Consider the following 21,785-nt stretch of genomic DNA (forward strand, 5'->3'; position numbering starts at 1 on the left):
CTCATCCTCAAGGGGGACAAGAGCGTGACCGACCCGCACATCCCAGCCCGCAGTTGCTCCAGCCTCTGCCGCCGCGCGGCGCTGATCACCGGCCTCGCGCTCTCCCTTGGCATCGGCGTTGCTGGGACGGCCCGGGCCGAGGATCTCGCCGCCCGCCTCGCCGCCGCGGTCCCGCCTGGCGTCCGCCTCGTGGTCGCCGAGCAGAACGACCAGGCCTCGATCCCGTGGACGCTGTCCAAGGTCTCGGAGGGCGTCCCTTACGAGGCGGAGTTCGCCAACTTCAACGGCGGTCCGGCGGTGCTGGAGGCCCTGATCTCCGGCGGCGCCGATATCGGCTATATCGGCGAGGCGCCGCTGCCGATCGCGATCGCGGCCGGCGTCGAAGATCTCGTCGCGGTGGCGCTGAGCGCCAATCCCGGAACCGCCGGCAACTACTATGTCGTGGCGCAGCCAGATTCCGGGATCCGTTCGGTCGCCGATCTGCGCGGCCGGACGGTGGCCTACCCGCCCGGCACGGGCCGGCACATGGCGCTGGCCAGCATCCTGCATAAGGCGGGGCTGTCGCTGGAGACCGACGTCAAGGGCGTCGAGCTCGCCGGCGCCGAGGTCGCCCCCACCTTCTCCTCCCGCGCGGTCGATGCGGCCGTCGTCCTCGGCCAGCAGTATTTCCGCATCGGCGAACCGCCGATCCTGGCCGACGGCCGCGGCCACAACTGGGGCTGGAACATCATCGTCGTGCACAAGACGTTGCTCGACGACCCTGCCAAGACGGCTGCGGTCGCCGACTTCGTCCGCCGCGCGGTCCAGTTCTACAACTGGCAGCGGGCGAACCCCGACGCCTGGATCCAGGCCAGCTATGTCGGGCAGCAGGGGCTGACCTTCGAGCAGGGCAAGCGCCTGTTCGAGAATGACGGGCTCGGCTCCTACTACCGCATCGACGACCGCGCGGCCGAGGTCTTCCAGGAGATCGCCGACGGCCTGAAGGCCACCGGCGCGCTCAAGCGCGACATCAGCATCGCTCCGTATCTGGACCCGCGCTTCAACGACATCGTCGCCTGGCAGAACCAGGCCGACGGCGTCGTCCCGCGCGATCTCGTCCAGCCCACCCACTGATCCCCCTGCAGCCGCGCGACCTGTCGCGCCAACCGATGGAGACCGCCATGAGCACCCTTGCCGTCGCAACACCCGCGCCGAATGCCGAGCCCCGCCACATCGGCGTGCATCCCCTGACCGGGCTGATCGGAGCAGAAATCTCGGGCGTCGACCTGACGCAGCCGCTGGACGCTGCCGTCGTCGACGAGATCAAGGCCGCGCTGCTGAAGTGGAAGGTGGTGTTCTTCCGCGACCAGCCGCTGACCCATGACCAGCATGTCGCCTTCGCCAGCGCCTTCGGCGCCCCCACCGTCGGCCATCCGGTGTTCGGCTTCGTCGAGGGGCATCCGCAGGTCTATTCGGTGGCCCGCGACCGCTTCGCCGAGCGCCATGTCGGCGAGCCGCTGATCCGCCCCTGGACCGGCTGGCACACGGATGTCACCGCGGCGGTCAACCCGCCCGCCGCCTCGATCCTGCGCGGCGTCGACATCCCGCCCTATGGCGGCGACACGCTGTGGACCAATCTCGCCGTTGCCTATCAGGGCCTGTCGGAGACTCTTCGCGCCTTCGTCGACACGCTCCGCGGCGTCCACTACTTCTCGCCGCCGGAAGGCCAGGAGGCGACCGAATCCTTCATCAAGAAGAACCAGGCCCGCCCGCTGGTCAGCGAGCACCCGCTGGTCAGCGTCATCCCCGAGAGCGGCGAGCGCGTGCTGTTCGTGAGCCCGTCCTTCCTCAAGCGCGTGACCGGCCTGCACCCGCGCGAGAGCCAGCAGCTGCTGGAGCTGCTGTTCGAGCACATCGCGCGGCCGGAATACACCGTCCGCTTCCGCTGGCAGCCCGGGAGCATCGCCTTCTGGGACAATCGCGCCACCGCGCATCTGGCGCCGCGGGACATCTTCAGCCTGGATTTCAACCGGCAGCTCTACCGCATCACGCTGCGCGGCGAGGTCCCGGTCGGGGTGGACGGCCGCCCGTCGACCGCGATCAAGGGCGATCCGTTCGAGGCCTACACGCCGAGCAACGCGCACTGACCACCCTTGTGCAGCTCGCGGTTGCGGAGCCTCGCGGCCGACGATCCGGAGACAGGTGAGACATCCACCATGCCGAGAGTCTTCAACAGCATCACCGAGCTGATCGGGAACACGCCGCTGCTCGAGCTGCACAACTATCCCCGCAGGCGCGATCTCGCCGCCCGGATCCTGGTCAAGATCGAGTCCTTCAATCCGGCGGGCAGCGTGAAGGACCGGATCGCCTGGGCGATCCTGAAGGACGCCGAGGAGGCCGGGAAACTCCGCCCGGGGGACCTGATCGTCGACGTCACCAGCGGCAACACCGGCATCGGCCTGGCCGCCGTCGCCGCATCGCGTGGCTACCGGGCGAAATTCTACGCCAGCGACAACATCAGCCCGGACAAGGTCAAGATCCTGCGCCTGTTCGGGGCCGAGGTGGTGCCGGTCAAGAACGAGTTCTTCCTCGACCCCGAGGCGCTCGAGAAGATCACCCAAAGGGTCCAGGAGGAGAATCCAGGCGCGTTCTTCACCGACCAGCTCGCCAACCCGGCCAATCCGCGGGTGCATTTCGAGACCACGGGGCCGGAGATCTGGCGCGACACCGACGGGGCCGTGGACATCCTGGTCGGCGGCGTGGGGACCGGCGGCACCCTCTCGGGCGCAGGCCGGTTTCTCAAGTCGCAAAAGCCGGGCCTGAAGGTGGTGATCGCCGAGCCGGCCGAGGACTCGCTGCCGACGGAGGAGAACCCGTATCCCGCCCAGATCGACGGCGTGCACAAGGTCACCGAGGTGCCGCCCGAGCAACTGCCGAGGAACTTCGACACCACCATTGCCGACGAGGTCATCGCCCTGAACACCAGCGATGCCAAGGAAGCGGCGCTGGCCTTGGTGGCGGAGGAAGGCGTCTTCGCCGGTGTCTCATCCGGGGCCGCGCTCTGGGCCGCAACTCAACTAGCGGCGCGGCAGGAAAATGCCGGCAAGGTCATTGTGGTCATCCTGCCGGATCTCGGTGAACGCTACCTGACATCGTTCTGACATTCCTTTGACCCGACCTTCGGTGCGCCGGCCCCCGCGTTCTTCCTGATGCGCTTCGCCACCCGCTGCAGGGACGGAATCAGGCGCGGATTGCGCCACCGACTGCGACTAGTCGCGGGTGATTTGGACCTGCAGACCCAAGGCGTTGATTTTATTGTCCAACGCGCGGGTCCAGACTTTCGCGCGGGGCCGGTTTTGCTCCGTCGGCTAGTCCGATGCCGGTCCCAGCAGGTCATGCAGCCTGATCGGGAAGCGGCGAACGCGCGCTCCTGTCGCGTGCCAGACCGCGTTCGCCACGGCACCGCCGGTGCCGGTGATGCCGATCTCCCCGACCCCCTTGATGCCCAGGGCGTTCACATGGGGATCGAACTCGTCGATCATCACGACATCGATGGACGGCACGTCGGCGTTCACCGGAACGTGATACTCGGCAAGATCGGCATTCAGGATGCGGCCGGAGCGCCGATCCATCACCGCCTCCTCATGCAATGCGAAGGATGCGCCCCAGATCATGCCGCCATAGTACTGGCTGCGCACCAGCCGCGGATTGATGACCCGCCCCGCCGCAAAGGCCCCGACGAGGCGGGTGACGCGGACCTGGCCGAGATCGGGGTCGACCTTGACCTCGGCGAAGACCGCCCCGTGCGCGTGCATCGCATAGGCCGACTGGGCCGCAGGATCCGCGGCACTTCTGCCGCGGCCTTCGATCTCGGCCAGCCCGGCACGGGCGAGAATGTCGGTGTAGCTCTCGCTCCGGCTCCCGTCGTCGCGGCGGACCAGACGGCCGTTCCGCGCGAGCACCCCGGCGTTCCCCGCCCCGAACAAGGGCGAACGCTCATCGCCGGTCGCGAGATCGGTCAGCCTGGCGATGACATCGGCGCCGGCCCCATGGATCGCCATCCCGGCCGTCGCGGTGTGGGCCGAGCCGCCGGCGATGCCGGCATCCGGGAGATCGGACGAGCCGGCCCTGAACTCAACCCGATCGAGATCGAGCCCGAGGCCGTCGGCCGCGATCTGGGCCAATGCGGTCCAGGCGCCCTGCCCCATGTCGTGCGCGCCCGTCTCCACGACGGCAGTGCCGTCGCGCCGCAGCACCGCACGGGCCTCGGCCTGGAACATCAGCGCCGGGAAGGTCGCGGTGCCCATCCCCCAGCCGACGAGGAAGCCGGCCTCGTCTCGCATCTGCCGCGGTGCGACCGGACGCCCCGACCAGCCGAAGCGGGCCGCGCCCTCCGCGTAGCACTCGCGCAGGGCCTTGGAGGAGAACGGCTTGCCGGAGATCGGCTCGACCTCGGCGTAGTTCTTCAGCCGGAAGGCCAGCGGGTCCATCCCGGAGGCCCAGGCCGCCTCGTCGATCGCGCTCTCCAGCGCGATCGAGCCCGTGGCCTCCCCGGGCGCCCGCATGAACAGCGGCGTGCCGGTGTCGACGCGGACCACGTCGTGGGAGGTGGCGATGGCCGGGCTGGCGTAGAGCGTGTGCGAGGCGTCGGCCGCCGGCTCGAAGAAGTCGTCGAAGCTGCTCGACGTCGTCTTCGCGTGATGGGCCAGCGCGGTCATCCGGCCCTCGCCATCGACGCCGATCCGCAGCGTCTGGCGGGTGGGTGCGCGATGGCCGACCGGCCCGTACATCTGTTCGCGGCGCAGCACCAGCTTGACTGGCCGGCCGACCAGCCGGGCCGCCAGGATGCCGAGGACTTGTGGACCGGAGATCAGGCCCTTGGAGCCGAAGCCGCCGCCGAGGAACGGGCTGCGAATATGGATCTTCTCGGGCGGGATGCCGAACAGCCCCGCGATGCGGCCCTGGGCCATAGCCATGCCCTGGCTCGGCGTGTCGATCGACAAGGCATCGCCGTCCCAGGCGGCCACGATGGCGTGAGGCTCCATCGCATTGTGGTACTGGCTGGGGGTCTCATAGGTCGCCTCGACACGGCTCGGCGAGCCGGCAAGGGCGGCCCCGACCTCGCCCCGCTGCACCTGGGCCGGATTGCCGACGCCGACGGCCGGAGGCACGAAGCTCTCGCCGGCGTCGAGCCCGACCCGTGCCGGCAGGGTCTCGTATGTCGGCGACAGCAGTGCCACGCCCTCCGTCGCCGCCTCCAGCGTCTCGGCAATCACCACCGCGATCGGCTGGTTGGCGTAGCGCACCCTGTCGTTCTGCAGGACATCGATCCGGAACATGAACGGGTTCGACTTCTCGTCCGGGTCCATCGCCAGCGGCGGTCGGTTGCCAGGGGTCATGACCTCGATCACGCCGGGATGCGCCTTGGCCGCATCGACATCGAGAGCCGTCACCCGGCCACGGGCGATGCTGCTGACCGCGAGCACCGCGTGCAGCATTCCCGCCGGGTGGTTGTCGGCAGCGTAACGGGCAGCCCCGGTCACCTTCAGGACGCCGTCGCGGCGCGTCAGCGGCTGGCCGATGCTGGAGCCGTGGCGCGCATGGGCGGGAGCGGCTGTGGGGCGGATCTCAGTCATCGAGGAGCGCTCCGGGAGCGGATGAGAACGGAGAGGCCGGAAGGGCCGGAAGGCGCTCGGGCGTGCCGGCCGCGGCGAGCGTCAGGGCGCGGACGACAACCCGGCGCGTGAGCTCGATCTTGTACGCGTTGTCGCCCGAGGGCCTGGCGTCGGCCAGAGCCGCCTGCGCGGCCTGCCGGAAGGCCGCTGCGCCCGGTCTGGCATCGGCAAGAATTGTCTCCGCCGCCCGCGCGCGCCAGGGCTTGGCCGCCACCCCGCCGAGCGCCAGCCGCGCCTCCCGGATCATGCCGTCCTCGAGGCGGATCACCGCCGCGGCCGAAACCACCGCGAAGGCGTAGGAGGTGCGCTCGCGCACCTTGAGGTAGCGGGCATGACCGGAGAATGCGCCGGCCGCGGCCGGTAGGCGGATGGCGACGATCAGATCGCCCGGCTCGAGCGCGCTCTCGCGGTCGGGCGTCGCACCCGGCAGCCGGTGGAGATCCTCGATGGCGATCTCGCGGCGGCCATCCCTGCCTTCCACCTCCACCACGGCATCCAGCGCGACGAGCGGCACGCAGAAGTCGGAGGGATGGGTGGCGATGCAGCCGTCGCTCCAGCCGAGCACCGCATGCAGCCGGTTCTCGCCGTCGCGGGCGTCGCAGCCGGCGCCTGGCTCGCGCCTGTTGCAGGCGCTGGCGGTATCGTAGAAGTACGCGCAGCGTGTCCGCTGCAGCAGGTTGCCGCCGACCGTCGCGGCATTGCGGAGCTGCGCGGAGGCACCGGACAGCAGCGCCTCCGCCACCGCCGGATAGCTTCGGGCGAAATCGGGATCGTGGGCGAGGTCGGCATTGCGAACCAGGGCGCCGATTCGAACACCCCCATCCGGCAGGGCTTCGACGCTGTCGAGCCCCGGCAGGCGGGTGATGTCGACCAGGCGGTCGGGGCGGGAGACGCCGCCCTTCATCAGGTCGAGCAGGTTCGTGCCCGCCGCAAAGTAGGCGGACCCGGGCGCGGCTGCAGCCGCGACGGCATCGGAGATCGTGGCCGGCCTGACGTAATCGAAGCTCTTCACGCTGCGTCCCTCCGGTCCGCCTCGGCCAGCTTTCTCTGCGCCTCCAGCACCGCCTCCGTGATCCCGGCATAGGCCGCACATCGGCAGAGATTGCCGCTCATGCCCTCGCGGATGCGCTCCGGGTCATCGCCGGCCTGGCCCTCCCGGATCAGGCCGATGGCGCTCATGATCTGGCCCGGCGTGCAGTACCCGCACTGGAAGCCGTCATGGGCGATGAAGGCGGCCTGGACCTGATGAAGCTCGTCGCCACGGGCGACGCCCTCGATCGTGAGGATGTCGGCACCGTCATGGCTGACGGCGAGCGCCAGGCAGGAATTGATGCGGCGACCGTCGACCAGCACCGTGCAGGCGCCGCACTGGCCGCGGTCGCACCCTTTCTTCGTGCCGGTCAGTTCGAGGCGTTCGCGCAGAAGATCGAGGAGGGTGACCCGCGGATCATCCAACTCGATGTCATGCCGTACACCGTTTACGGCGAGGCTGATCGAGAAACTCATGCAGGACTCCGATCGGTGATATCGTCGAAGGCATGGCAGCCGCAGGAGAGGCGCGGCGGGGGCCGGACGGCCCGATTTGCGTGCTATGAGGACACCAGGCGCCCGCGTTGATCGACAGGGCGTCTCGAAAGCGCGTCCGTTCGGACAATATACGGAGGCACCCTCCGTTTTACAAGCAGGATGGGCGCCCAAACGAGGAATATGGAAAAGAGCCCCGCAAAGACCACCCGCAAGCCACGCACCGATGCGATCCGCAATCGCGAGCGCGTCCTGGAGGCTGCGAAGGCCGTGTTCAGCGCCGGGGGACCGGACGCCAGCCTCGAAGCCGTGGCAAGGCGGGCCGGGGTCGGCATCGGCACCCTCTACCGGCACTTCCCGACCCGTGACGCTTTGTTCGAGGCGGTCTATCGGCGCGAAGTGGAGCAGCTTGGGGCATTGGCCGAGCAGTTGAAGGGCGAGGCCGCGCCGGTCGATGCCTTGCGCTCCTGGCTCAGGTCCAACGTCGAGCTGGTCGCCACGAAGAAGGGCATGCTGGCGGCGTTGGCGCTTGCTGCGCACGGCCGGCAAGATCTCTATGCCTACACGTTCGACCGCTTGACGAAAGCTGCCGGCACGCTGCTGGACCAAGCCGTTTCGGCGGGCGAGATCCGCCCTGACATCGGCGCCGAGGATCTCCTCCGGGCGCTCGTGGGCATGTGCTACATGCACGACCAACCCGGCTGGCAGAACACGGTGCTGAAACTGCTGGACGTCTTTGTCGACGGTCTTCGTTCGCAAACCAAGGCGACGCGATGATCGCCCCGCAGCAGTTGCGGTGCAGATCGGCGCCGAGCCCCGTATCGGCTTAGGCGAATGCTCATGGTGCGAGGTAGAGCTTGCCCTGCGTTCGACGGTTCTCAATGTCGCGATGGGCGTCGGATACACAATCGAGCGGGTACGCTGTCGCGCTATCCAGTCGTAGCCAGCCCGCCTGAACGGCGGCCATGACCTGCGACGCGCGTTGCTGCAGCTCTGCCGGATCTGCGACATAGGTGAACACCGAACCGCCCGCCAGACGCAGCGCTTTCTGGGTGAGCTGAGTCGGCTGGATCGCCGGAACGGGTCCCGAAGCGGCGCCAATCGAGACCACGGTGCCGCCGCGGGTGAGCGCCGCGATGGTGTTCACCAAGGTCTTCTCGCCCAAGCCATCGAAGGCGAGATCGACACCCTTGCCATCGGTGAGCGCCATGATCTCGTCGACGAATTCATAATCGGCTCCGTACACGATGATGGCATCGACGCCGAGGCTGCGAACGGCCGACGCCTTCTGCTCGCTGGACACGGTGCCGACGACCCAGGCGCCCAGATACTTGAACCATTGGACGAGAAGTTGTCCGACTCCGCCGGCCGCCGCATGAACCAGCACGCGGTCGCCCGGCCTGACCTTCCGGTATTCGTGGACGAGATATTGCGCGGTGAGAGGCTGGAAAAGCAGACCCTGGCTCACCGAGAAGGTTTCCGGAAGGACGACGGCGCGGTTGACAGGAAGGACCACTTCGCTTGCATACGAGCCTCGGATATCCATCCAGGCGACGCGCGAGCCAACCTTCAGGCCCCCGGAAGTCTCCCGGAGGCCTTCTCCCAAGGCCTTTACGCGCCCTACGCCTTCAAGGCCAAGCACAAGTGGGAGCTGGACAGTGTGCACCTTGGATGCCCCGCCCCGCTGGGTAATATCGAGAAAATTGATCCCGGCGGCGTCGACATCGACCAGCACCTCTCCATGACCGGGGATCAGGCCGTCTGCCGTCTCGACGATGAGCTGCTCAGGGCCGCCGAATTCTCTGAGTACGACACGTTGCATCACCTCTTCCCCATGTCTGACAGCGCTGCCGGCGGTTCGAGCGGAGCCGCAGCCGTACAGGCCGCGCGAATCCCTTTCGAATCTGACCGTTCCCTGGCCGTGCCTTCGATGCCGCTGGTCATGCCGATGGTTCCTTGGCCTCGCGCCGCGCGATCCTGACAGTGGCGGCTTGGGCGCGGGCGCCGGTCATCGCGGCGAGATAGGGGCTTCCGCCGTACTTCGCTCGGTACGCCTCGTCGATCCGGTCCTGGATCGGCTCCTCGACAGGCTCGAAAGCAACGTCCCGGGTCAGGCCGGCGGCAATGATCCGTCCAGCCTTCTGCCGCATTGCCGCTTTGTGCCAGCGGGAGCCTTGGCCGTTGTAGGCGCGGACATAGAGGTCGCCCTCCACCGCGACGGACCATATCCAGGTCGGGGTGCCATAGGTTCGGCCATCCTCGCGGAACGGCGCGATGTGCAGATCGTCGGCCGCTGCGATCCGGCGCAGCTCGTCCGCCGGCCATGCCATGGCGGCGCTCATCGGCGGTACTGCTCGTCGGCGACCTGCTCCAGCCAGTCGACGTTGCGACCGTCCAAGCTCTCGTTGATGGCGATGTGGGTCAGCGCCGTGGTCGGCGTCGCGCCGTGCCAATGCTTCAGCCCGGGCGGGAACCAGACCACGTCGCCGGGCCGGACCTCCTCGATTGGCCCGCCCTCGCGCTGCACCCAGCCGAGGCCCGCGGTGATGATCAGGGTCTGGCCGAGCGGATGCGTGTGCCAGGCGGTGCGGGCGCCCGGCTCGAAGGTGACGCTGGCGCCGCCGGCCCGTGCCGGCTCGGGTGCCTGGAACAGCGGGTCGATGCGGACCGCACCGGCGAAGTATTCCGCCGGTCCCCTGCGGGACGGCTGCGAACCGCCTCGTGTGATCTGCATGGATCCGATCCTTCCTGGCATGGCCGGTGCTTGCGCCGCGGCCGTTCCTGCCGCGATCAGGGCGAGACCACCAGTGGCGGCGAGAATGCGTCTGCGCGTGATCATCGCGTCGTCCCGGCGGCTGGTGTCGAGATCCGGAATGTAAGGCGTCGTTTCTCCAGCGTTAGTCGCTGTAATCTGCATGCACCTATAAGGAGCGGCGATAAATGCAGCGCACCAGCCTGGACGATCTCGTGGCCCTCGTCGCCGTCGCACGGGAGCGCAGCTTCACCAAGGCGGCGGCAAAGCTGGCCGTCTCGCAGTCGGCGCTCAGCCAGACCATCCGCCAGCTCGAGACCCGGCTCGGCATCCGACTCCTGACCCGCACGACGCGCAGCGTTGGGCTGACTGAGGCCGGCGAGCGCCTGCTCGGTACCGTCGCCCCGCGGCTGGAGGAGATCGAGGCCGAGCTGGCCGCGGTCAGCGAGCTGCGTAGGACGCCAGCCGGCACCATCCGGATCACCGCCGGTGACCATGCGATCCGGTCGATCCTCTGGCCAAAGCTGGAGAAGCTGCTCCCCCGCTATCCCGACATCAGGGTCGAGCTCGCCATCGACTACGGGCTGACCGACATCGTGGCGGAACGCTACGACGCCGGCGTCCGCCTGGGCGAGCAGGTGGCCCGCGACATGATCGCGGTGCGCATCGGGCCGGACATCCGCTTCGCTGTGATCGGGTCGAAATCCTACCTGTCGGAGCGGCCGTCGCCGCGGACGCCGCAGGACTTGGTCGCGCATCGCTGCATCAACCTGCGGCTGCCGACCTATGGCGGGCTCTATGCCTGGGAGTTCGAGAAGGACGGGCGGGAGATGAAGGTGCGGGTGGAGGGCCAGCTGGTCTTCAACGGCATCTTTGAGGTGCTCGACGCTGCCCTGGCCGGTTTCGGCCTGGCCTATGTGCCGGAGGACCTGGCGCGGCCCCATCTCGCGAAGGGCCGCCTGCAGCAGGTGCTGGAGGACTGGTGTGTGCCCTGGTCGGGCTATCACCTGTACTATCCGAGCCGGCGCCAATCCTCCGCCGCCTTCGCCCTGATGGTCGACGCGCTGCGCCACCGGGGCTGAGGCCGCGGACGGCTGTCAGCCTGCCTTCGCGCCGAGCACGATGGGCACGGCGTCGAGCAGCCGGCGGGACCGGACCATGGCCTCGGTGGCGGCCCGGAATTTCCGGAAATGCGGGGTGTCCAGATGGGTTCGATAGGCACTCTCGTCGGCATAGATCTCGAACACCCGGACGCGGGCCGGGTTGTCCTTCTCGAACACGGCATGGAGCGCCAGCACGCCCGGCTCGACGCGGATGGCGATCTCGATCTCGTCCCGGATCGCGGCGCTGAACTCCTCACGCCGGGCGGGGTCAATCTCAAGCTCCGCCAGGCGGATATACGGATCCGGCATCCGCTATCTCGGCCGTTTCTCAAACACGTCCTTCGCCACTGGCAGCGCCGAGAAGACGTTCGGCCAGCCGGCATAGAAGGCCAGCTGCGTCAGCACCTCCGCAGCCTGCGGCTGGGTCAGGCCGTTATCCATGGCGCGGTTCAGGTGATAGGGCATTTGCGCGACTTGGCCGGCGGCGACCAGGGCGCTGACCGTGACCAGGCTGCGGTCGCGCGGCGCCAGATCGGGGCGCAGCCACAGGTCCCGGAACAGCACATCGGTCGTGTACTGCACGACCCCCGGCGCGACCGTTCCGAACTGCTCCTCGACCCGCGTCGCGCGCTGCGCCTCCGCCGCCTCGTCCAGCGGCAGCAACGGCGGCGAGGCCGCGGGCAGCTGGTCGCCGCCGATGCTGCGCGCGGCGAAGACGTCCCTGGCGACGGCGGTCGCCGCCGCGGCGTTGCCCCAGCCGGAATAGAAGGCGAGATGGGTGATGATCTCGGAGATCTCGCGGGGCGTCACGCCGCTGTCGAGCGCGAGGCCGAGATAGAACGGCAGCTCGACGGTCTGGCTGCGCGCGATCAGGGCGGCGACGGTGACGATGCTGCGATCCCGCGCCGACAGGTCCGGGCGCTTCCAGACATCGCCCAGCAGAACGTCTTGCCGGTACCTTTCCAGGGCTGAGGCGGCCATGTGCAGATCCTCCTGTGGCGGCCCCGCCTGCGCCGCCGGGGCGGCCGTCAGGCACAAGGCCGCAATGGCGACGGCGAGAAACTTCATTCGGGGCCCCCGTCAGTGGTCGCATGCGGCGTCCTGCGGGCCAGCCGCAGGGCGATGGCCGCGGCGCCGAGCGCGACCAGCGCGCTCACGAGGAATGCCGATCCCAACCCGGTCCAGCCTGCGGCGAGCCCCAGCGCCGGGCTGCCGAAGCCGAGCGCCACGTCGAGGCAGACAGTGTAAGTGCCCATCGCCACGCCGCGGCTCTGCGGCGGGGCGCGGCGGACCGCCTCGACGCCCAGCCCGGGATAGACCAGCGAATACCCGAAGCCGGCGAGCGCGGCCCCGGCCGCCGCCCAGACGTGGTCGGCCGCCAGCCCGATCAGCGCCAGGCCGGCCGCCTCGATCAGCACGCATACCAGGGCCACCCGTGCGCCGCCCAGCCGGTCGGGCAGATGGCCGAAGACCAGGCGGGCGGCGACCAAAGCGGTGGCAAAGGAGCTGAACACCAGCCAGATCGGGCTCCAGCCGCGATCCGCCGACAGCAGCGAACCGAAGGCGATGATCGCACCGAAGCCGACGCTGCTGAGCGCCGAGCCGAGCCCAGGCATCCAGACGGCGCGGGCAACCGTGAGAAGCGAGGGACGCGAGCCGCCCGGCGGCGGCACGGACGGCAGCAGGCCAGCCAGCAGGATCGCCGCCGCCGGCACCAGCACCGTCACAGCGGCAACCGCCGTAAAACCGCCGGCAGCGTAGAGGGCGGTGCCGAGCGGCGCCCCGAACGCGAGGGCGGCGAACATCGCCATCCCGATCCAGGCGATGACCCGTCCTGCGCGCTCCGGCCCGGCAAGCACCAGGCCCCAACTGACGGCCCCGGTGATGATGAAGCTCTCAGCACCACCCAGCAGCCCGCGGCCGAGCAGGAGGATGGCGGCCGAGATCGACGGGGTGTCGAGAAAGCGTAGCGACAAGAGGTACAGCCCTCCCGCCGCGGCCGCAGCCACCAGGCCGGTGAGAACCGCGCGTTTGGCGCCCCGCTGATCGGCATACCTTCCCGACCATACGCGGGAGAGCACAGCAGCCGCGAATTGGCTGCCCGTCACGAGCCCGACCACGAAAGTTCCGAGTCCGAGCTCTTGATGGATGTGTAGGGGCAGCACGGGCAACGCCAGCCCGATGATCAGAAAGACGATCAGGACGAGCATCATGATCGGCAGCAAGGCCGCGATCGTGCGGCCATCGCCTGCATCGGCGGTCGACGGAAGCAGCGAGTCCGTCGCGCCTGTGGCTGAATTAGAGGGCATGCCGCGACTATAGAAGCCGGCGGGGCATACGATTAGGCAGTGGAACCAGCATGATCTTATGAGCTGGGTTTATGAATTAGCAGGCCGTCGAATCGTTCACAGCCGCGGCACGCCATGCGTCGTCCGGGGCCTTGTCGTTCTCGCGCTCGGCCGGGCGGATGGTCGCCTTGACGTTGAGGGTCAGGGTGCGGACCGCGCCGGACAAGCCGTCCGCGGACTTGAAGGTGCCGATGGTCGCCATAGTAGGTCTCCTCTTCCGTTCTCGGGCCGCGCCCATGCGGCCTCGATGGCGATCACAAGGCCGAGGGGCGATCGCGCCGCAGCCGCAGGCCCGCAGCGCAGCGCAGGACGGCGGGCGCCGGCTTTTTTGCCTGGCGATGCAAAGCCGGGCCCGCCCGGCGGCGGAAAAAAGCCGGCGCCCGCCGTTGCGGACCCGCGATCGAGGCGAGAGCCGCTCCCTCGGCCAGATCGAGCCATCCGAGGCGGCATGGGTGTGCCTGCGGACGGGCCGGGAGGTGACATGGCGGCCCGCGGTTCCACTCCAAGGGGATCGGCGGCACGGAGAGAGCAGCGACCGGTTCCGACAGGTGCCAGGGCGGCAAAGACCAGTCGTGGGGCGGAACGGCGTGGCCCCGACGGCCTTGCGCCGCAGCGGATCATCGTCGCGTCGCCCGGATGAAGTCTCGGAGCCGGCAGCCGCCCCTCCGTGGCTCAGTCCGACCGCGGTCTATGCCGCTCGAACAGACTGTCGTTCAGGCATCGAGAAATAGGGTGCCTCAACACCTCGGGAACGGCGGATATCGCCAAAGAGGTCGATGCATCCTTCGGAGCGATACGGCCATCTGTGCGCAGCGGTCGGGCTATCGAGGCAAGTTGGGAGCGCAGCTCCCCTCGGCCCGGCCGACAACGGCGGCCGGGCTCACACAGGATCCCGGCGCGGTCGAGCATAGCGACGGCGCAGCCGGCGACCGCGACGAGCGCCACGCGAGACCGGGCGGAACCAGGCCACCCTGGGCGGTTGAGCATGGCGACGGCGCAGCCGGCAACCGACCAGTGTGGTCCCGACCGGGCCGCACCGCATGGACACGAGGGATCGTCACCCGAAAGGGCCGAGACGCCGCCGGCGGCTCGGCGGAGCTCGGCGCCACCGGCGCGTGGCGCAATAGAGCCCAGCCTCGGCATCGCCGGGGCTCGACCTGGTCAGCCCGATCCGTCTGCCTTCGCCGACTCCCTCGGACCCTTGAGTGCAGTTCAGATCATGATCCTGGAAATCCCGACGGTGATCCGTTCGCGGCCGAGGCTGCCGGACGGCGCGCAATTCTGTACAGCCGGCATGCTAGTAATGGCAAATTCGATGAAGGTCCTTCCTTTAGTGCAATGGCATCCTGATCCTCAATCCAATTGAGGTCCCCGAGCATAGACAGTCGCAAAAAATTCAGGGACGAATAAAACTCTATTGCAAAGCCAAATTCTACACCATACTAGACTGTGACACCCGCCAATCTGCGGACGATACAATCCTGCGATCATATCGGAGTCATTGATGAACGAAGTCGGCATAGCAACATCAGATATAACCGCAGACGAAACGCGCCGCCTCACCGCGCGGATCGTCTCGGCTCATGTCGCCAACAACAGCGTGGCGCAGACGGATCTGCCGACGTTGATCGCTCAGGTCTTTACTGCCCTGAGCGGCCTCGGCAAGGCGCCTGAGCCGGCGGCAGCCCGTCCGGAGCCGGCGGTGCCGATCCGGAAATCCGTAACCCCGGATTATCTGGTCTGTCTCGAGGGTGGCAAGAAGCTGAAGATGCTGAAGCGGCATCTGTCGTCCGCCTACAACATGACGCCGGATCAATACCGCGAGCGCTGGGGACTGCCGGCGGACTACCCGATGGTGGCGCCGAACTACGCCCAGCAGCACAGCTCCCTCGCGAAGTCGATCGGCTTGGGCCGGCGACTGCAAGAGGCGAAGCCGGTCGAGACAAAGCCGGCTGCCGCGGTGGAACCGGCACGGAAGCGGCGTCCACGAACCAAGGCTTAAAAAGCGGTCGCGAGCGCGTTTCGGAGCCAATCCGGTCCATCATTGGCTGGAGCCGGTCGGCAGGCCCCGCTGAGGTCGCCGTCTCTCAGTCACGGCTATCTCGGATGCTCCCGCCGGAATCGGGCGGGAGCCTCGCAATGCCCCCGTCCCGCCCAGATGCTTCAGCTTCGCAACAGTGGCAGCAACTGGTCGCCCTGCCGCCTGATCTCGGACAGATACGGCGTGTCCGAGAGCACGAAATGCGTGATGCCGAGATCCCGGTATCTGCGCAGCGACCGAGCGACGTCCGCCGCCGAGCCGACCAGCCAGGTGGTGCCGGCGCCGCCGCCGCCGAACCGGCCCGGTGCGGTGTAGAGGTTGTCGTCCAGCACCTCGCCGCGCGCATGGGCATCGAACAGGCGCTGCTGGCCCACCGCGACCGACTGCCGATGGTCATGCCAGCCGGCGCCCTTGATCCTGGCCATCTCCTCGACCTTGGCCCTGGCATCCGTCCAGGCCTGCTCCGTGGTGTCGCGGACCAGCGTGGTGATCCGCAGCCCGAACTCCAGCGGCGGCAGGTCGCGATCGAGCTGCCGGCTCAGCGTCCTGAGGCGGTCGATCCGTTCCCGGACGCCGTCGAGCGGCTCGCCCCAGAACAGCTGGACATCGGCCTCCGTCGCGGACACCCGCTCCGCCGCCTCTGAGGCGCCGCCGAAATACAGCTTGGGATGCCGGCGGTCGCCGCGGATCGGGAGGCGCGGCACCACGGTCGACTCGGTCACGCGGAAGTGCTCGCCCTCATGGGTGACGGCCTCCTCGGTCCACAGCCTGCGGACCAGCCGCATGAACTCCCGGGTCCGGGAATAGCGCTGGGCCTGGTCGCCCTCGCTGTCGCCATAGGCGGCGAGGTTGTCTTGGCCCGACACGATGTTCACCCGGACGCGGCCCCCGGTCAGGTGGTCCAGCGTGGCCGCGGCGGAGGCGAAATGGGCGGGGCGCCAGTAGCCCGGCCGGATCGCGATCAGCGGCTCGAATGTCGTCGTCCGCGCGGCCAGGGCGGCGGCGACGGTGAAGGTGTCGGGCCGGCCCCAGCCGGTGCCGATCAGCGCGCCCTTCCAGCCATGATCCTCCAGCGCCTTGGCGTGGTTGGTCAGCGCCTCGAGGCTGTTGTGGTTCTCGACGGCGGTGTCGCCGCGGTGCCCGGCCTTGACGTCGTTCGGGATGTACCAGAGGAATTCGGACGTGCCGCTCATGGGATCGCTTCGCAGTCTGTGAGGTGAGGTCCGGCTGGTCCCGTCAGCGCAGCGGGAAGCCGAGCCGGTTCAGGGAGTCGCGGATGCGGTCGCGGCCATGCAGCGCTTCGCTGTCGCGCAGCCGGTTGACCACTTGGCGGGTCCAGGGCGGACGGCCGAGCCCCTGGCCGCGCCAGAAAGCCTTGAGCGTCGCGTCGTAGTCCGACGCCGCATCCGCCTGCGGACCCGGATCATAGGTTTCCCGATGCAGCACGGCCCGTTGCGGCAGGCGCGGCTTGACCGAGGCAGGGCTCGCCGGATCCGGCCACCCGACGGCGAGGCCGAAGACGGGGAAGACATGGCCCGGCACCGCGAGGGCCCGGGCGATCTCGTCCGGATGGTTGCGCACTGCGCCGACATAGACCGTGCCCAGGCCGAGGGATTCGAGCGCGACCACGGCGTTCTGCGCCGCCAACGCCGCATCGACGACGCCGAGGATGAACGCCTCCGTGTAGGCCGCGCCGTCGACCGCCGCCGCCTGGGCGTCCGCCAGCCGGTGCAGCCGCGCGAAATCCGCCAGCCAGACGAGGAACAGCGGCGCCTGGCGGATGAAATCCTGATTGCCGGCCAGCGATGCAAGGTGACCCTTATGCGCGGCATCCTCGACCGCGACGACGCTCCAGGCCTGGAGGTTCGAGGAGGTCGAGGCCGACTGGGCGGCCGCCACCAGGGTCTCGATCGTGCCGTCCGGCAGGGCATCGGGCAGGAAGGCCCGGACCGACCGGTGCCCCAGCAGCAGCGCGGTGACGTCGTTCACGATCGCAGCCGCGGGGGCATCGTCGCCGTAGCGGGCGGCCAGCAGCCGCTCCGCCGTTTCGCCGGCAGATGTGGTCGCGAGGAAGTCGGTCATCAGGTCGCTCCCGTCATATGGAGACATTGGCTGCGATACCGACAACGATATCGCGGAACAGCTCGGGCTGGCACGAATCGGGCCGGCGCGGCCGCTGGGATCACGCCGTCGCCTGGATCGGGTGGCTGTACTGGCTGGCCGGCCGCGGCAGACCGTAATGCTCGCGCAGGGTCGTGCCCGTATATTCCTCACGGAACAGGCCACGCCGTCGCAGGATCGGGACCACGTGATCGGCGAAGGCGTCGAAGCCGCCGGTCAGATAGGGCGGCATCACGTTGAAGCCGTCCGCGGCCCCGCTGGTGAACCATTCCTCGATCCGGTCCGCGATCTGCTCCGGCGTTCCCGCGGTGACCCAGTGGCCGCGGGCGCCGGCCAGGCGGTGCAGCAGTTGGCGGATCGTCGGCCGCTCGCGGTCGACGATGTCGAGCACGACCTGGAACCGGCTGCCGACCGCGCGCTCGCCCTCCGCCGCGACCAGTGCGCGTGGGAACGAACCGTCGAGGTCGTGGCCCGTGAGGTCGACCCCGATCATCCGGCGCAGCTGGGCCAGCGAGTATTCCGGCTGGGTCAGGGCGTTGAACTCCTCCTGCAGCCGCAGCGCCTCGGCCTCGGTCCCGCCGATGAAAGGGCTGATGCCGGGCAGGATCTTCAGATGCTCCGGCCGGCGTCCCAGCGCCGCCGCCCGCGCCTTGATGTCGGCATAGAAGGCCTGGGCATTGGCCAGGGTCTGGTGCGCCGTGAAGATCGCCTCGGCATAGCGCGCAGCGAAGGAGCGGCCGTCCTCGGACGACCCGGCCTGGATATAGACCGGCCGGCCCTGCGGCGTGCGCGGGACGTTCAGCGGGCCGCGCACGCGCAGGTGGCGCCCGATATGGTCGATGGCGTGGATCTTGGCGGGATCGGCATAGAGGCCCGAGGCCGCGTCGGCGACCACAGCATCGTCCTCCCAGCTGTCCCACAGCTTGGTGACGACATCGACGAATTCCTGGGCGCGGTCGTAGCGCTCGGCATGCACCGGATGCTCGGACAGGCCGAAATTCTGCGCCGCCTGGGCGCCCGCGGTGGTGACGATGTTCCACCCCGCCCGGCCCCGGCTGATATGGTCGAGCGAGGCGAACAGCCGCGCCAGGTTGTAGGGCTCGGTGTAGGTGGTCGAGGCGGTGGCGATCAGGCCGATCCGCTCCGTCGCCGCAGCGATCGCCGACAGCCAGGTCAGCGGCTCCACCTGGAAGCGGCTGGCGTATTGGATGGTGTCGGCCAGGGACGGTCCGTCGGCGAAGAAGATGCCGTCGAACGTCACCGCCTCGGCCCGGCGGGCCAGCTCCTGGTAGTAGGTGATGTCGAGCAGGCGGTCGAGCGACGTGCCCTCGTAGCGCCAGGCGGCCTCGTGGTGTCCGCCCGGATAGATGAAGAGGTTGAGGTTGAGCTGCCTGCCGGTTCCGGGCATCGCGGCCTCCTGGGATTTCGATGGAAGGGGACGGCGGCGTCAGGCGGTCAGGCGGTCCTCGACCTGGACGCCCAGCTCCCGCAGCAGCTCGGTGCGGATCTCGGCGACCCGCCGCTCGCGCTCCGGATGCCGGTCCGGCAGGTCGATCGGGACGTCGACGGAGATGCGGCCGCGGTCGAGCACCAGCACGCGGTCGGCCAGGTGGATCGCCTCGTCGACATCATGCGTCACCAGCAGCACCGCGGGCCGGTGGCGCGCGCAAAGCTGGCGCAGCAGCCCGTGCATGCGGATCCGGGTCAGCGCGTCGAGCGCGCCGAAGGGCTCGTCCGCCAGCAGCAGCTCGGGGTCCCGCACCAGCGACCGGGCCAGCGCGACGCGCTGCTGCTCGCCGCCCGAGAGCTGGTTCGGCCAGGCGCGCTCGCGCCCCGCCAGCCCGACCTCGGCCAGCGCCGCCTCGGCCCGGCCGCGCGGATCCGGACCGCCGAGACCGAACAGCACGTTGTCGAGCACCCGCTTCCAGGGCAGCAGCCGCGCATCCTGGAACACCACCGACAGCCGTTGCGGCACGCTCAGCCGCCCCTCGCCGGTGACCTCGTGGTCGAGGCCCGCCAGGGCCCGCAGCAGGGTGCTCTTGCCCGAGCCGCTGCGGCCGAGCAGCGCGACGAACTCGCCTTGCCGGATGTCGAGGTCGATGCCGTCGAGGATAGTGCGCGCCCCGAAGCCGCGCACCAGCCCCCGGACCTGGACCGCCGCCCCGCTCAACCTGCCAGCGTGCGTCGCCACGACAGCACCCTCCTCTGCAGCAGCCGGACCAGCGCATCGGAGGTGAGCCCGAGCAGGGCGTAGACCACGAGGCCGAGGATGATGATCTCGGTCTGGCCGTAGGTCCGCGCCAGCTCGATCATGTAGCCGATGCCGCTGGTGGAATTGACCTGCTCGACCACGACCAGGGCGAGCCAGGAGTAGTTGACGGCGAAGCGCAGCCCCAGGAAGAAGCCGGGCAGCGCCGCCGGCAGCGCGATGTGGCGCAGGAAGTCCTGCCGGCCGACGCCCAGCGTCTCGGCCAGCTCGACATAGCGGCTGTCGATGCTGCGCAGCCCGTCATGAGTCTGGATGTAGACCGGGGCGAAGACGATCAGGGCGATGGTCGCGATCTTCATGCCCTCGCCGATGCCGAGCCACAGCATCAGGAGCGGGATCAACGCCAGGGCCGGGATCGCCCGCTTGATCTGCACCGGCCCGTCGATCAGGTACTCCCCGATCCGGGTCAGGCCGGCGAGGAGGCCGAGCACGAGCCCGGCCAGCACGCCCCAGAACAGCCCCTGGGCCGACCGGCCGAGCGAGGTCAGCAGGTTGTCCTGCAGCCGGCCCTCGGCGATCAGGTCGGCGGCCGTGGTCACCACCGTCCAGGGCGCCGCCAGGGTGCGGGTGTCGATCAGCCCGGTCGCCGAACCGGCCGACCAGACCGCCAGCAGCAGCAGCGGGCCGAAGGTCCAGCCATAGGCGATCGGCCGGCCCGGGCCGAGCCGGCGGGCGCGTGGTCGGGCCGATCGTCGCGGGTCCGGGGCGGCCTCGCTGCGGAACCGCCGGCTGTCCGGCGCCGGCACGAGCGCCAGGGCGGAGTCGCTGGGGGGTGGGGTCATGGTCCTGCCCTCCCCCGCCTACAGCCCCGCCAGCGCGGCGGCGGCGGTGCTTTCGTACCGGCGGTCGAACAGGTCGGCCGCGTTCAGCCTGGGCTTGCCGGTCTCGGCCGCCAGCAGGTCGATCGTCGCCTGCTGCCGCTCGATCACGGCGGTCCAGTCCGCCGGGATGTCCGGCAGCCCGGCGGAGTCGACCAGGTAGCGGCCGCTCTCGGCGTCCAGCCCCTGATCCTTGACGTAGTAGCCGGCGATCCACTCCTCCGGATGCGCCGCGACCCACTGCGTCGCCCGGCCCCAGGCCTTCACATATTCGCGGATCGCCGCGGCCTTGCCCGGATCCTGCAGCGACGTGCCCAGCACGTAGAGATAGGCCGGGTCGTCGCGCAGCCCGTGCGGGATCAGCTTGGCGCCGTCCCCGCCGTAATTGGCGACGTAGCGGCGCTGGTTGGCCTCGGCGATCGGGGCGGCGTCGACCAGACCGCTGGACAGCGCGTTGACGTAGACGTCGCCAGTGCTGGGCAGCTCGACCAGCGTCACGTCCGTCTTCGACAGGCCGGCCTTCTGCAGGATGCGCAGGACCAGCGCGCCCTGGGCCTGACCCGGGCTGTAGGCGATCTTCTTGCCGCGCAGGTCGGCCAGGGTCCCGACGGCGGCGCCCGGCGCGATGCCCAGCTGGTAGATCGGGTGGTTGATCGGGTCCTGCCGGAACTTGGCGGCGACGATCTTCACCGGCAGGCCGGTCCAGGTCGCGTGGATCGGCGGGATGTCGGCGACCGAGCCAACATCGAGAGCATTGGCCCGGAACGCCTCGATCGTGCGCGGGCCGCCGCTGATGTTCGCCCACTCGACCTTGAACGGCAGCTTGTCGATCTCGCCGGAGAGCTGCAGCGCCTTCTGGGTGGTCGGATCGCCGATCACGAGCGTTGTGCCTGCCGGGACCTCGGCTGGCAGGGGAGCGTCGGCCGGCAGCGCGTCCGCGGCCAGCGCAGGGCCGACCGCACAGACGAGGGCGGCCCAGGCGATCGCGGTGACGATGCGCCGTCGGGCGGCGGAAGGCAGCGATGCGGGAACAGGCACGGCAAGGTTCCTCGGTGCGAGAGCTGAGGGAAGCCGTGCGATCCACACGGCGGGCTGACGATGGTGTGATCGGCCAAGCACTGGGGCGTGGGTTTAAGCCGACGCGGAGATGTTTTA

At 69.3% G+C, this 21,785-nt stretch carries 22 protein-coding genes; 6 read left to right on the forward strand and 16 right to left on the reverse strand.

Annotated features, from left to right (window positions below; all coding sequences use genetic code 11):
* The first annotated feature begins 24 nt into the window (after positions 1–24).
* The 3 genes from BWR60_RS00865 to BWR60_RS00875 all read left to right on the forward strand — a co-directional run bounded on the left by BWR60_RS00865 (position 25) and on the right by BWR60_RS00875 (position 3,140).
* Complete coding sequence (locus BWR60_RS00865) at positions 25–1,113, forward strand: PhnD/SsuA/transferrin family substrate-binding protein (protein WP_218823258.1); 1,089 nt, start codon at positions 25–27, stop codon at positions 1,111–1,113.
* 47 nt (positions 1,114–1,160) lie between these two features.
* A complete protein-coding gene (locus tag BWR60_RS00870) occupies positions 1,161–2,126 on the forward strand; it encodes a TauD/TfdA dioxygenase family protein (RefSeq protein WP_218823259.1) in 966 nt (321 codons plus the stop codon).
* Between the two features lie 69 nt (positions 2,127–2,195).
* Positions 2,196–3,140 (forward strand): PLP-dependent cysteine synthase family protein, encoded by a 945-nt coding sequence (locus BWR60_RS00875; RefSeq protein ID WP_088149109.1) that lies wholly within the window; start codon positions 2,196–2,198, stop codon positions 3,138–3,140.
* 207 nt (positions 3,141–3,347) lie between these two features.
* On the opposite strand, the gene BWR60_RS00880 is transcribed toward BWR60_RS00875, so the two are convergent.
* Genes BWR60_RS00880 through BWR60_RS00890 form a run of 3 tightly spaced genes read right to left on the reverse strand, consistent with a single transcriptional unit; the run spans position 3,348 to position 7,160 of the window.
* Positions 3,348–5,615 (reverse strand): xanthine dehydrogenase family protein molybdopterin-binding subunit, encoded by a 2,268-nt coding sequence (locus BWR60_RS00880; RefSeq protein WP_088149110.1) that lies wholly within the window; start codon positions 5,613–5,615, stop codon positions 3,348–3,350.
* Positions 5,608–6,666 (reverse strand): FAD binding domain-containing protein, encoded by a 1,059-nt coding sequence (locus BWR60_RS00885; RefSeq protein ID WP_088149111.1) that lies wholly within the window; start codon positions 6,664–6,666, stop codon positions 5,608–5,610. The genes BWR60_RS00880 and BWR60_RS00885 overlap by 8 nt, the downstream gene beginning before the upstream one ends.
* Positions 6,663–7,160, reverse strand: a complete 498-nt coding sequence (locus BWR60_RS00890; RefSeq protein ID WP_088149112.1) for a (2Fe-2S)-binding protein — start codon at positions 7,158–7,160, stop codon at positions 6,663–6,665. The genes BWR60_RS00885 and BWR60_RS00890 overlap by 4 nt, the downstream gene beginning before the upstream one ends.
* A gap of 201 nt (positions 7,161–7,361) precedes the next feature.
* On the opposite strand from BWR60_RS00890, the gene BWR60_RS00895 reads away from it, so the two are divergent.
* Complete coding sequence (locus BWR60_RS00895; RefSeq protein WP_088149113.1) at positions 7,362–7,955, forward strand: TetR/AcrR family transcriptional regulator; 594 nt, start codon at positions 7,362–7,364, stop codon at positions 7,953–7,955.
* A gap of 61 nt (positions 7,956–8,016) precedes the next feature.
* Here the strand turns inward: BWR60_RS00895 and BWR60_RS00900 are convergent, their stop codons facing one another.
* From BWR60_RS00900 to BWR60_RS00910, 3 genes are all read right to left on the reverse strand, one after another.
* Positions 8,017–9,000: a quinone oxidoreductase family protein gene (locus BWR60_RS00900; protein ID WP_088149114.1), complete on the reverse strand. Its 984-nt coding sequence runs from the start codon at positions 8,998–9,000 to the stop codon at positions 8,017–8,019.
* 118 nt (positions 9,001–9,118) lie between these two features.
* Complete coding sequence (locus BWR60_RS00905; RefSeq protein ID WP_218823260.1) at positions 9,119–9,520, reverse strand: DUF2255 family protein; 402 nt, start codon at positions 9,518–9,520, stop codon at positions 9,119–9,121.
* On the reverse strand, positions 9,517–9,912 hold the full coding sequence (locus BWR60_RS00910) for a (R)-mandelonitrile lyase (RefSeq protein WP_088149116.1): 396 nt from the start codon (positions 9,910–9,912) through the stop codon (positions 9,517–9,519). The genes BWR60_RS00905 and BWR60_RS00910 overlap by 4 nt, the downstream gene beginning before the upstream one ends.
* Positions 9,913–10,118: 206 nt before the next feature.
* Here BWR60_RS00910 and BWR60_RS00915 point away from each other — a divergent pair, with 206 nt between their 5' ends.
* On the forward strand, positions 10,119–11,012 hold the full coding sequence (locus tag BWR60_RS00915) for a LysR family transcriptional regulator (protein ID WP_088149117.1): 894 nt from the start codon (positions 10,119–10,121) through the stop codon (positions 11,010–11,012).
* A 15-nt stretch (positions 11,013–11,027) separates the two neighbouring features.
* Here BWR60_RS00915 and BWR60_RS00920 read toward each other — a convergent pair whose 3' ends face one another.
* The 4 genes from BWR60_RS00920 to BWR60_RS00935 all read right to left on the reverse strand — a co-directional run bounded on the left by BWR60_RS00920 (position 11,028) and on the right by BWR60_RS00935 (position 13,583).
* Complete coding sequence (locus tag BWR60_RS00920; protein ID WP_088149118.1) at positions 11,028–11,342, reverse strand: putative quinol monooxygenase; 315 nt, start codon at positions 11,340–11,342, stop codon at positions 11,028–11,030.
* A 3-nt stretch (positions 11,343–11,345) separates the two neighbouring features.
* Positions 11,346–12,101 carry a carboxymuconolactone decarboxylase family protein gene (locus BWR60_RS00925; protein WP_088149119.1) on the reverse strand — a complete coding sequence of 252 codons (756 nt, stop codon included), beginning with the start codon at positions 12,099–12,101 and terminating at the stop codon, positions 11,346–11,348.
* Entirely contained in the window at positions 12,098–13,342 is a 1,245-nt protein-coding gene (locus BWR60_RS00930; protein WP_088149120.1) for an arabinose transporter, read from the reverse strand. Before BWR60_RS00930 ends, BWR60_RS00925 begins: the two co-directional genes overlap by 4 nt.
* 76 nt (positions 13,343–13,418) lie before the next feature.
* Positions 13,419–13,583 (reverse strand): DUF736 family protein, encoded by a 165-nt coding sequence (locus BWR60_RS00935; RefSeq protein ID WP_088149121.1) that lies wholly within the window; start codon positions 13,581–13,583, stop codon positions 13,419–13,421.
* Positions 13,584–14,885: 1,302 nt separating this feature from the next.
* Between BWR60_RS00935 and BWR60_RS00940 the strand changes: the two genes are divergently transcribed.
* Complete coding sequence (locus BWR60_RS00940; RefSeq protein WP_088149122.1) at positions 14,886–15,383, forward strand: MucR family transcriptional regulator; 498 nt, start codon at positions 14,886–14,888, stop codon at positions 15,381–15,383.
* 161 nt (positions 15,384–15,544) lie between these two features.
* Here the strand turns inward: BWR60_RS00940 and BWR60_RS00945 are convergent, their stop codons facing one another.
* The 6 genes from BWR60_RS00945 to BWR60_RS00970 all read right to left on the reverse strand — a co-directional run bounded on the left by BWR60_RS00945 (position 15,545) and on the right by BWR60_RS00970 (position 21,668).
* Positions 15,545–16,615: an LLM class flavin-dependent oxidoreductase gene (locus BWR60_RS00945; protein ID WP_088149123.1), complete on the reverse strand. Its 1,071-nt coding sequence runs from the start codon at positions 16,613–16,615 to the stop codon at positions 15,545–15,547.
* A gap of 43 nt (positions 16,616–16,658) precedes the next feature.
* The gene (locus tag BWR60_RS00950) at positions 16,659–17,504 is read right to left on the reverse strand and encodes an NADPH-dependent oxidoreductase (RefSeq protein ID WP_088149124.1); all 846 of its coding nucleotides are present in this window, start codon (positions 17,502–17,504) and stop codon (positions 16,659–16,661) included.
* A 100-nt stretch (positions 17,505–17,604) separates the two neighbouring features.
* Positions 17,605–18,951 (reverse strand): LLM class flavin-dependent oxidoreductase, encoded by a 1,347-nt coding sequence (locus BWR60_RS00955; protein ID WP_088149125.1) that lies wholly within the window; start codon positions 18,949–18,951, stop codon positions 17,605–17,607.
* Positions 18,952–18,990: 39 nt separating this feature from the next.
* Positions 18,991–19,734, reverse strand: coding sequence for an ABC transporter ATP-binding protein (locus tag BWR60_RS00960; RefSeq protein WP_088149126.1), 744 nt, complete (start codon positions 19,732–19,734; stop codon positions 18,991–18,993).
* Entirely contained in the window at positions 19,710–20,594 is an 885-nt protein-coding gene (locus BWR60_RS00965; protein ID WP_088149127.1) for an ABC transporter permease, read from the reverse strand. Before BWR60_RS00965 ends, BWR60_RS00960 begins: the two co-directional genes overlap by 25 nt.
* 18 nt (positions 20,595–20,612) lie before the next feature.
* On the reverse strand, positions 20,613–21,668 hold the full coding sequence (locus BWR60_RS00970) for an ABC transporter substrate-binding protein (RefSeq protein WP_218823262.1): 1,056 nt from the start codon (positions 21,666–21,668) through the stop codon (positions 20,613–20,615).
* Positions 21,669–21,785 lie beyond the last annotated feature (117 nt).

It is taken from the genome of Inquilinus limosus (genome assembly GCF_002195995.1).
Classification (GTDB): domain Bacteria; phylum Pseudomonadota; class Alphaproteobacteria; order DSM-16000; family Inquilinaceae; genus Inquilinus; species Inquilinus limosus_C.

Coding starts and splice junctions, on each gene's coding strand:
- BWR60_RS00875 (WP_088149109.1), top strand. CDS start 2,196: ATGCCGAGAGTCTTCAACAGCATCACCGAGCTGATCGGGAACACGCCG.
- BWR60_RS00915 (WP_088149117.1), top strand. CDS start 10,119: ATGCAGCGCACCAGCCTGGACGATCTCGTGGCCCTCGTCGCCGTCGCA.
- BWR60_RS00940 (WP_088149122.1), top strand. CDS start 14,886: ATGAACGAAGTCGGCATAGCAACATCAGATATAACCGCAGACGAAACG.
- BWR60_RS00870 (WP_218823259.1), top strand. CDS start 1,161: ATGAGCACCCTTGCCGTCGCAACACCCGCGCCGAATGCCGAGCCCCGC.
- BWR60_RS00900 (WP_088149114.1), bottom strand. CDS start 9,000: ATGCAACGTGTCGTACTCAGAGAATTCGGCGGCCCTGAGCAGCTCATC.
- BWR60_RS00935 (WP_088149121.1), bottom strand. CDS start 13,583: ATGGCGACCATCGGCACCTTCAAGTCCGCGGACGGCTTGTCCGGCGCG.
- BWR60_RS00965 (WP_088149127.1), bottom strand. CDS start 20,594: ATGACCCCACCCCCCAGCGACTCCGCCCTGGCGCTCGTGCCGGCGCCG.
- BWR60_RS00950 (WP_088149124.1), bottom strand. CDS start 17,504: ATGACCGACTTCCTCGCGACCACATCTGCCGGCGAAACGGCGGAGCGG.
- BWR60_RS00895 (WP_088149113.1), top strand. CDS start 7,362: ATGGAAAAGAGCCCCGCAAAGACCACCCGCAAGCCACGCACCGATGCG.
- BWR60_RS00910 (WP_088149116.1), bottom strand. CDS start 9,912: ATGCAGATCACACGAGGCGGTTCGCAGCCGTCCCGCAGGGGACCGGCG.
- BWR60_RS00905 (WP_218823260.1), bottom strand. CDS start 9,520: ATGAGCGCCGCCATGGCATGGCCGGCGGACGAGCTGCGCCGGATCGCA.
- BWR60_RS00890 (WP_088149112.1), bottom strand. CDS start 7,160: ATGAGTTTCTCGATCAGCCTCGCCGTAAACGGTGTACGGCATGACATC.
- BWR60_RS00955 (WP_088149125.1), bottom strand. CDS start 18,951: ATGCCCGGAACCGGCAGGCAGCTCAACCTCAACCTCTTCATCTATCCG.
- BWR60_RS00920 (WP_088149118.1), bottom strand. CDS start 11,342: ATGCCGGATCCGTATATCCGCCTGGCGGAGCTTGAGATTGACCCCGCC.
- BWR60_RS00880 (WP_088149110.1), bottom strand. CDS start 5,615: ATGACTGAGATCCGCCCCACAGCCGCTCCCGCCCATGCGCGCCACGGC.
- BWR60_RS00945 (WP_088149123.1), bottom strand. CDS start 16,615: ATGAGCGGCACGTCCGAATTCCTCTGGTACATCCCGAACGACGTCAAG.
- BWR60_RS00930 (WP_088149120.1), bottom strand. CDS start 13,342: ATGCCCTCTAATTCAGCCACAGGCGCGACGGACTCGCTGCTTCCGTCG.
- BWR60_RS00925 (WP_088149119.1), bottom strand. CDS start 12,101: ATGAAGTTTCTCGCCGTCGCCATTGCGGCCTTGTGCCTGACGGCCGCC.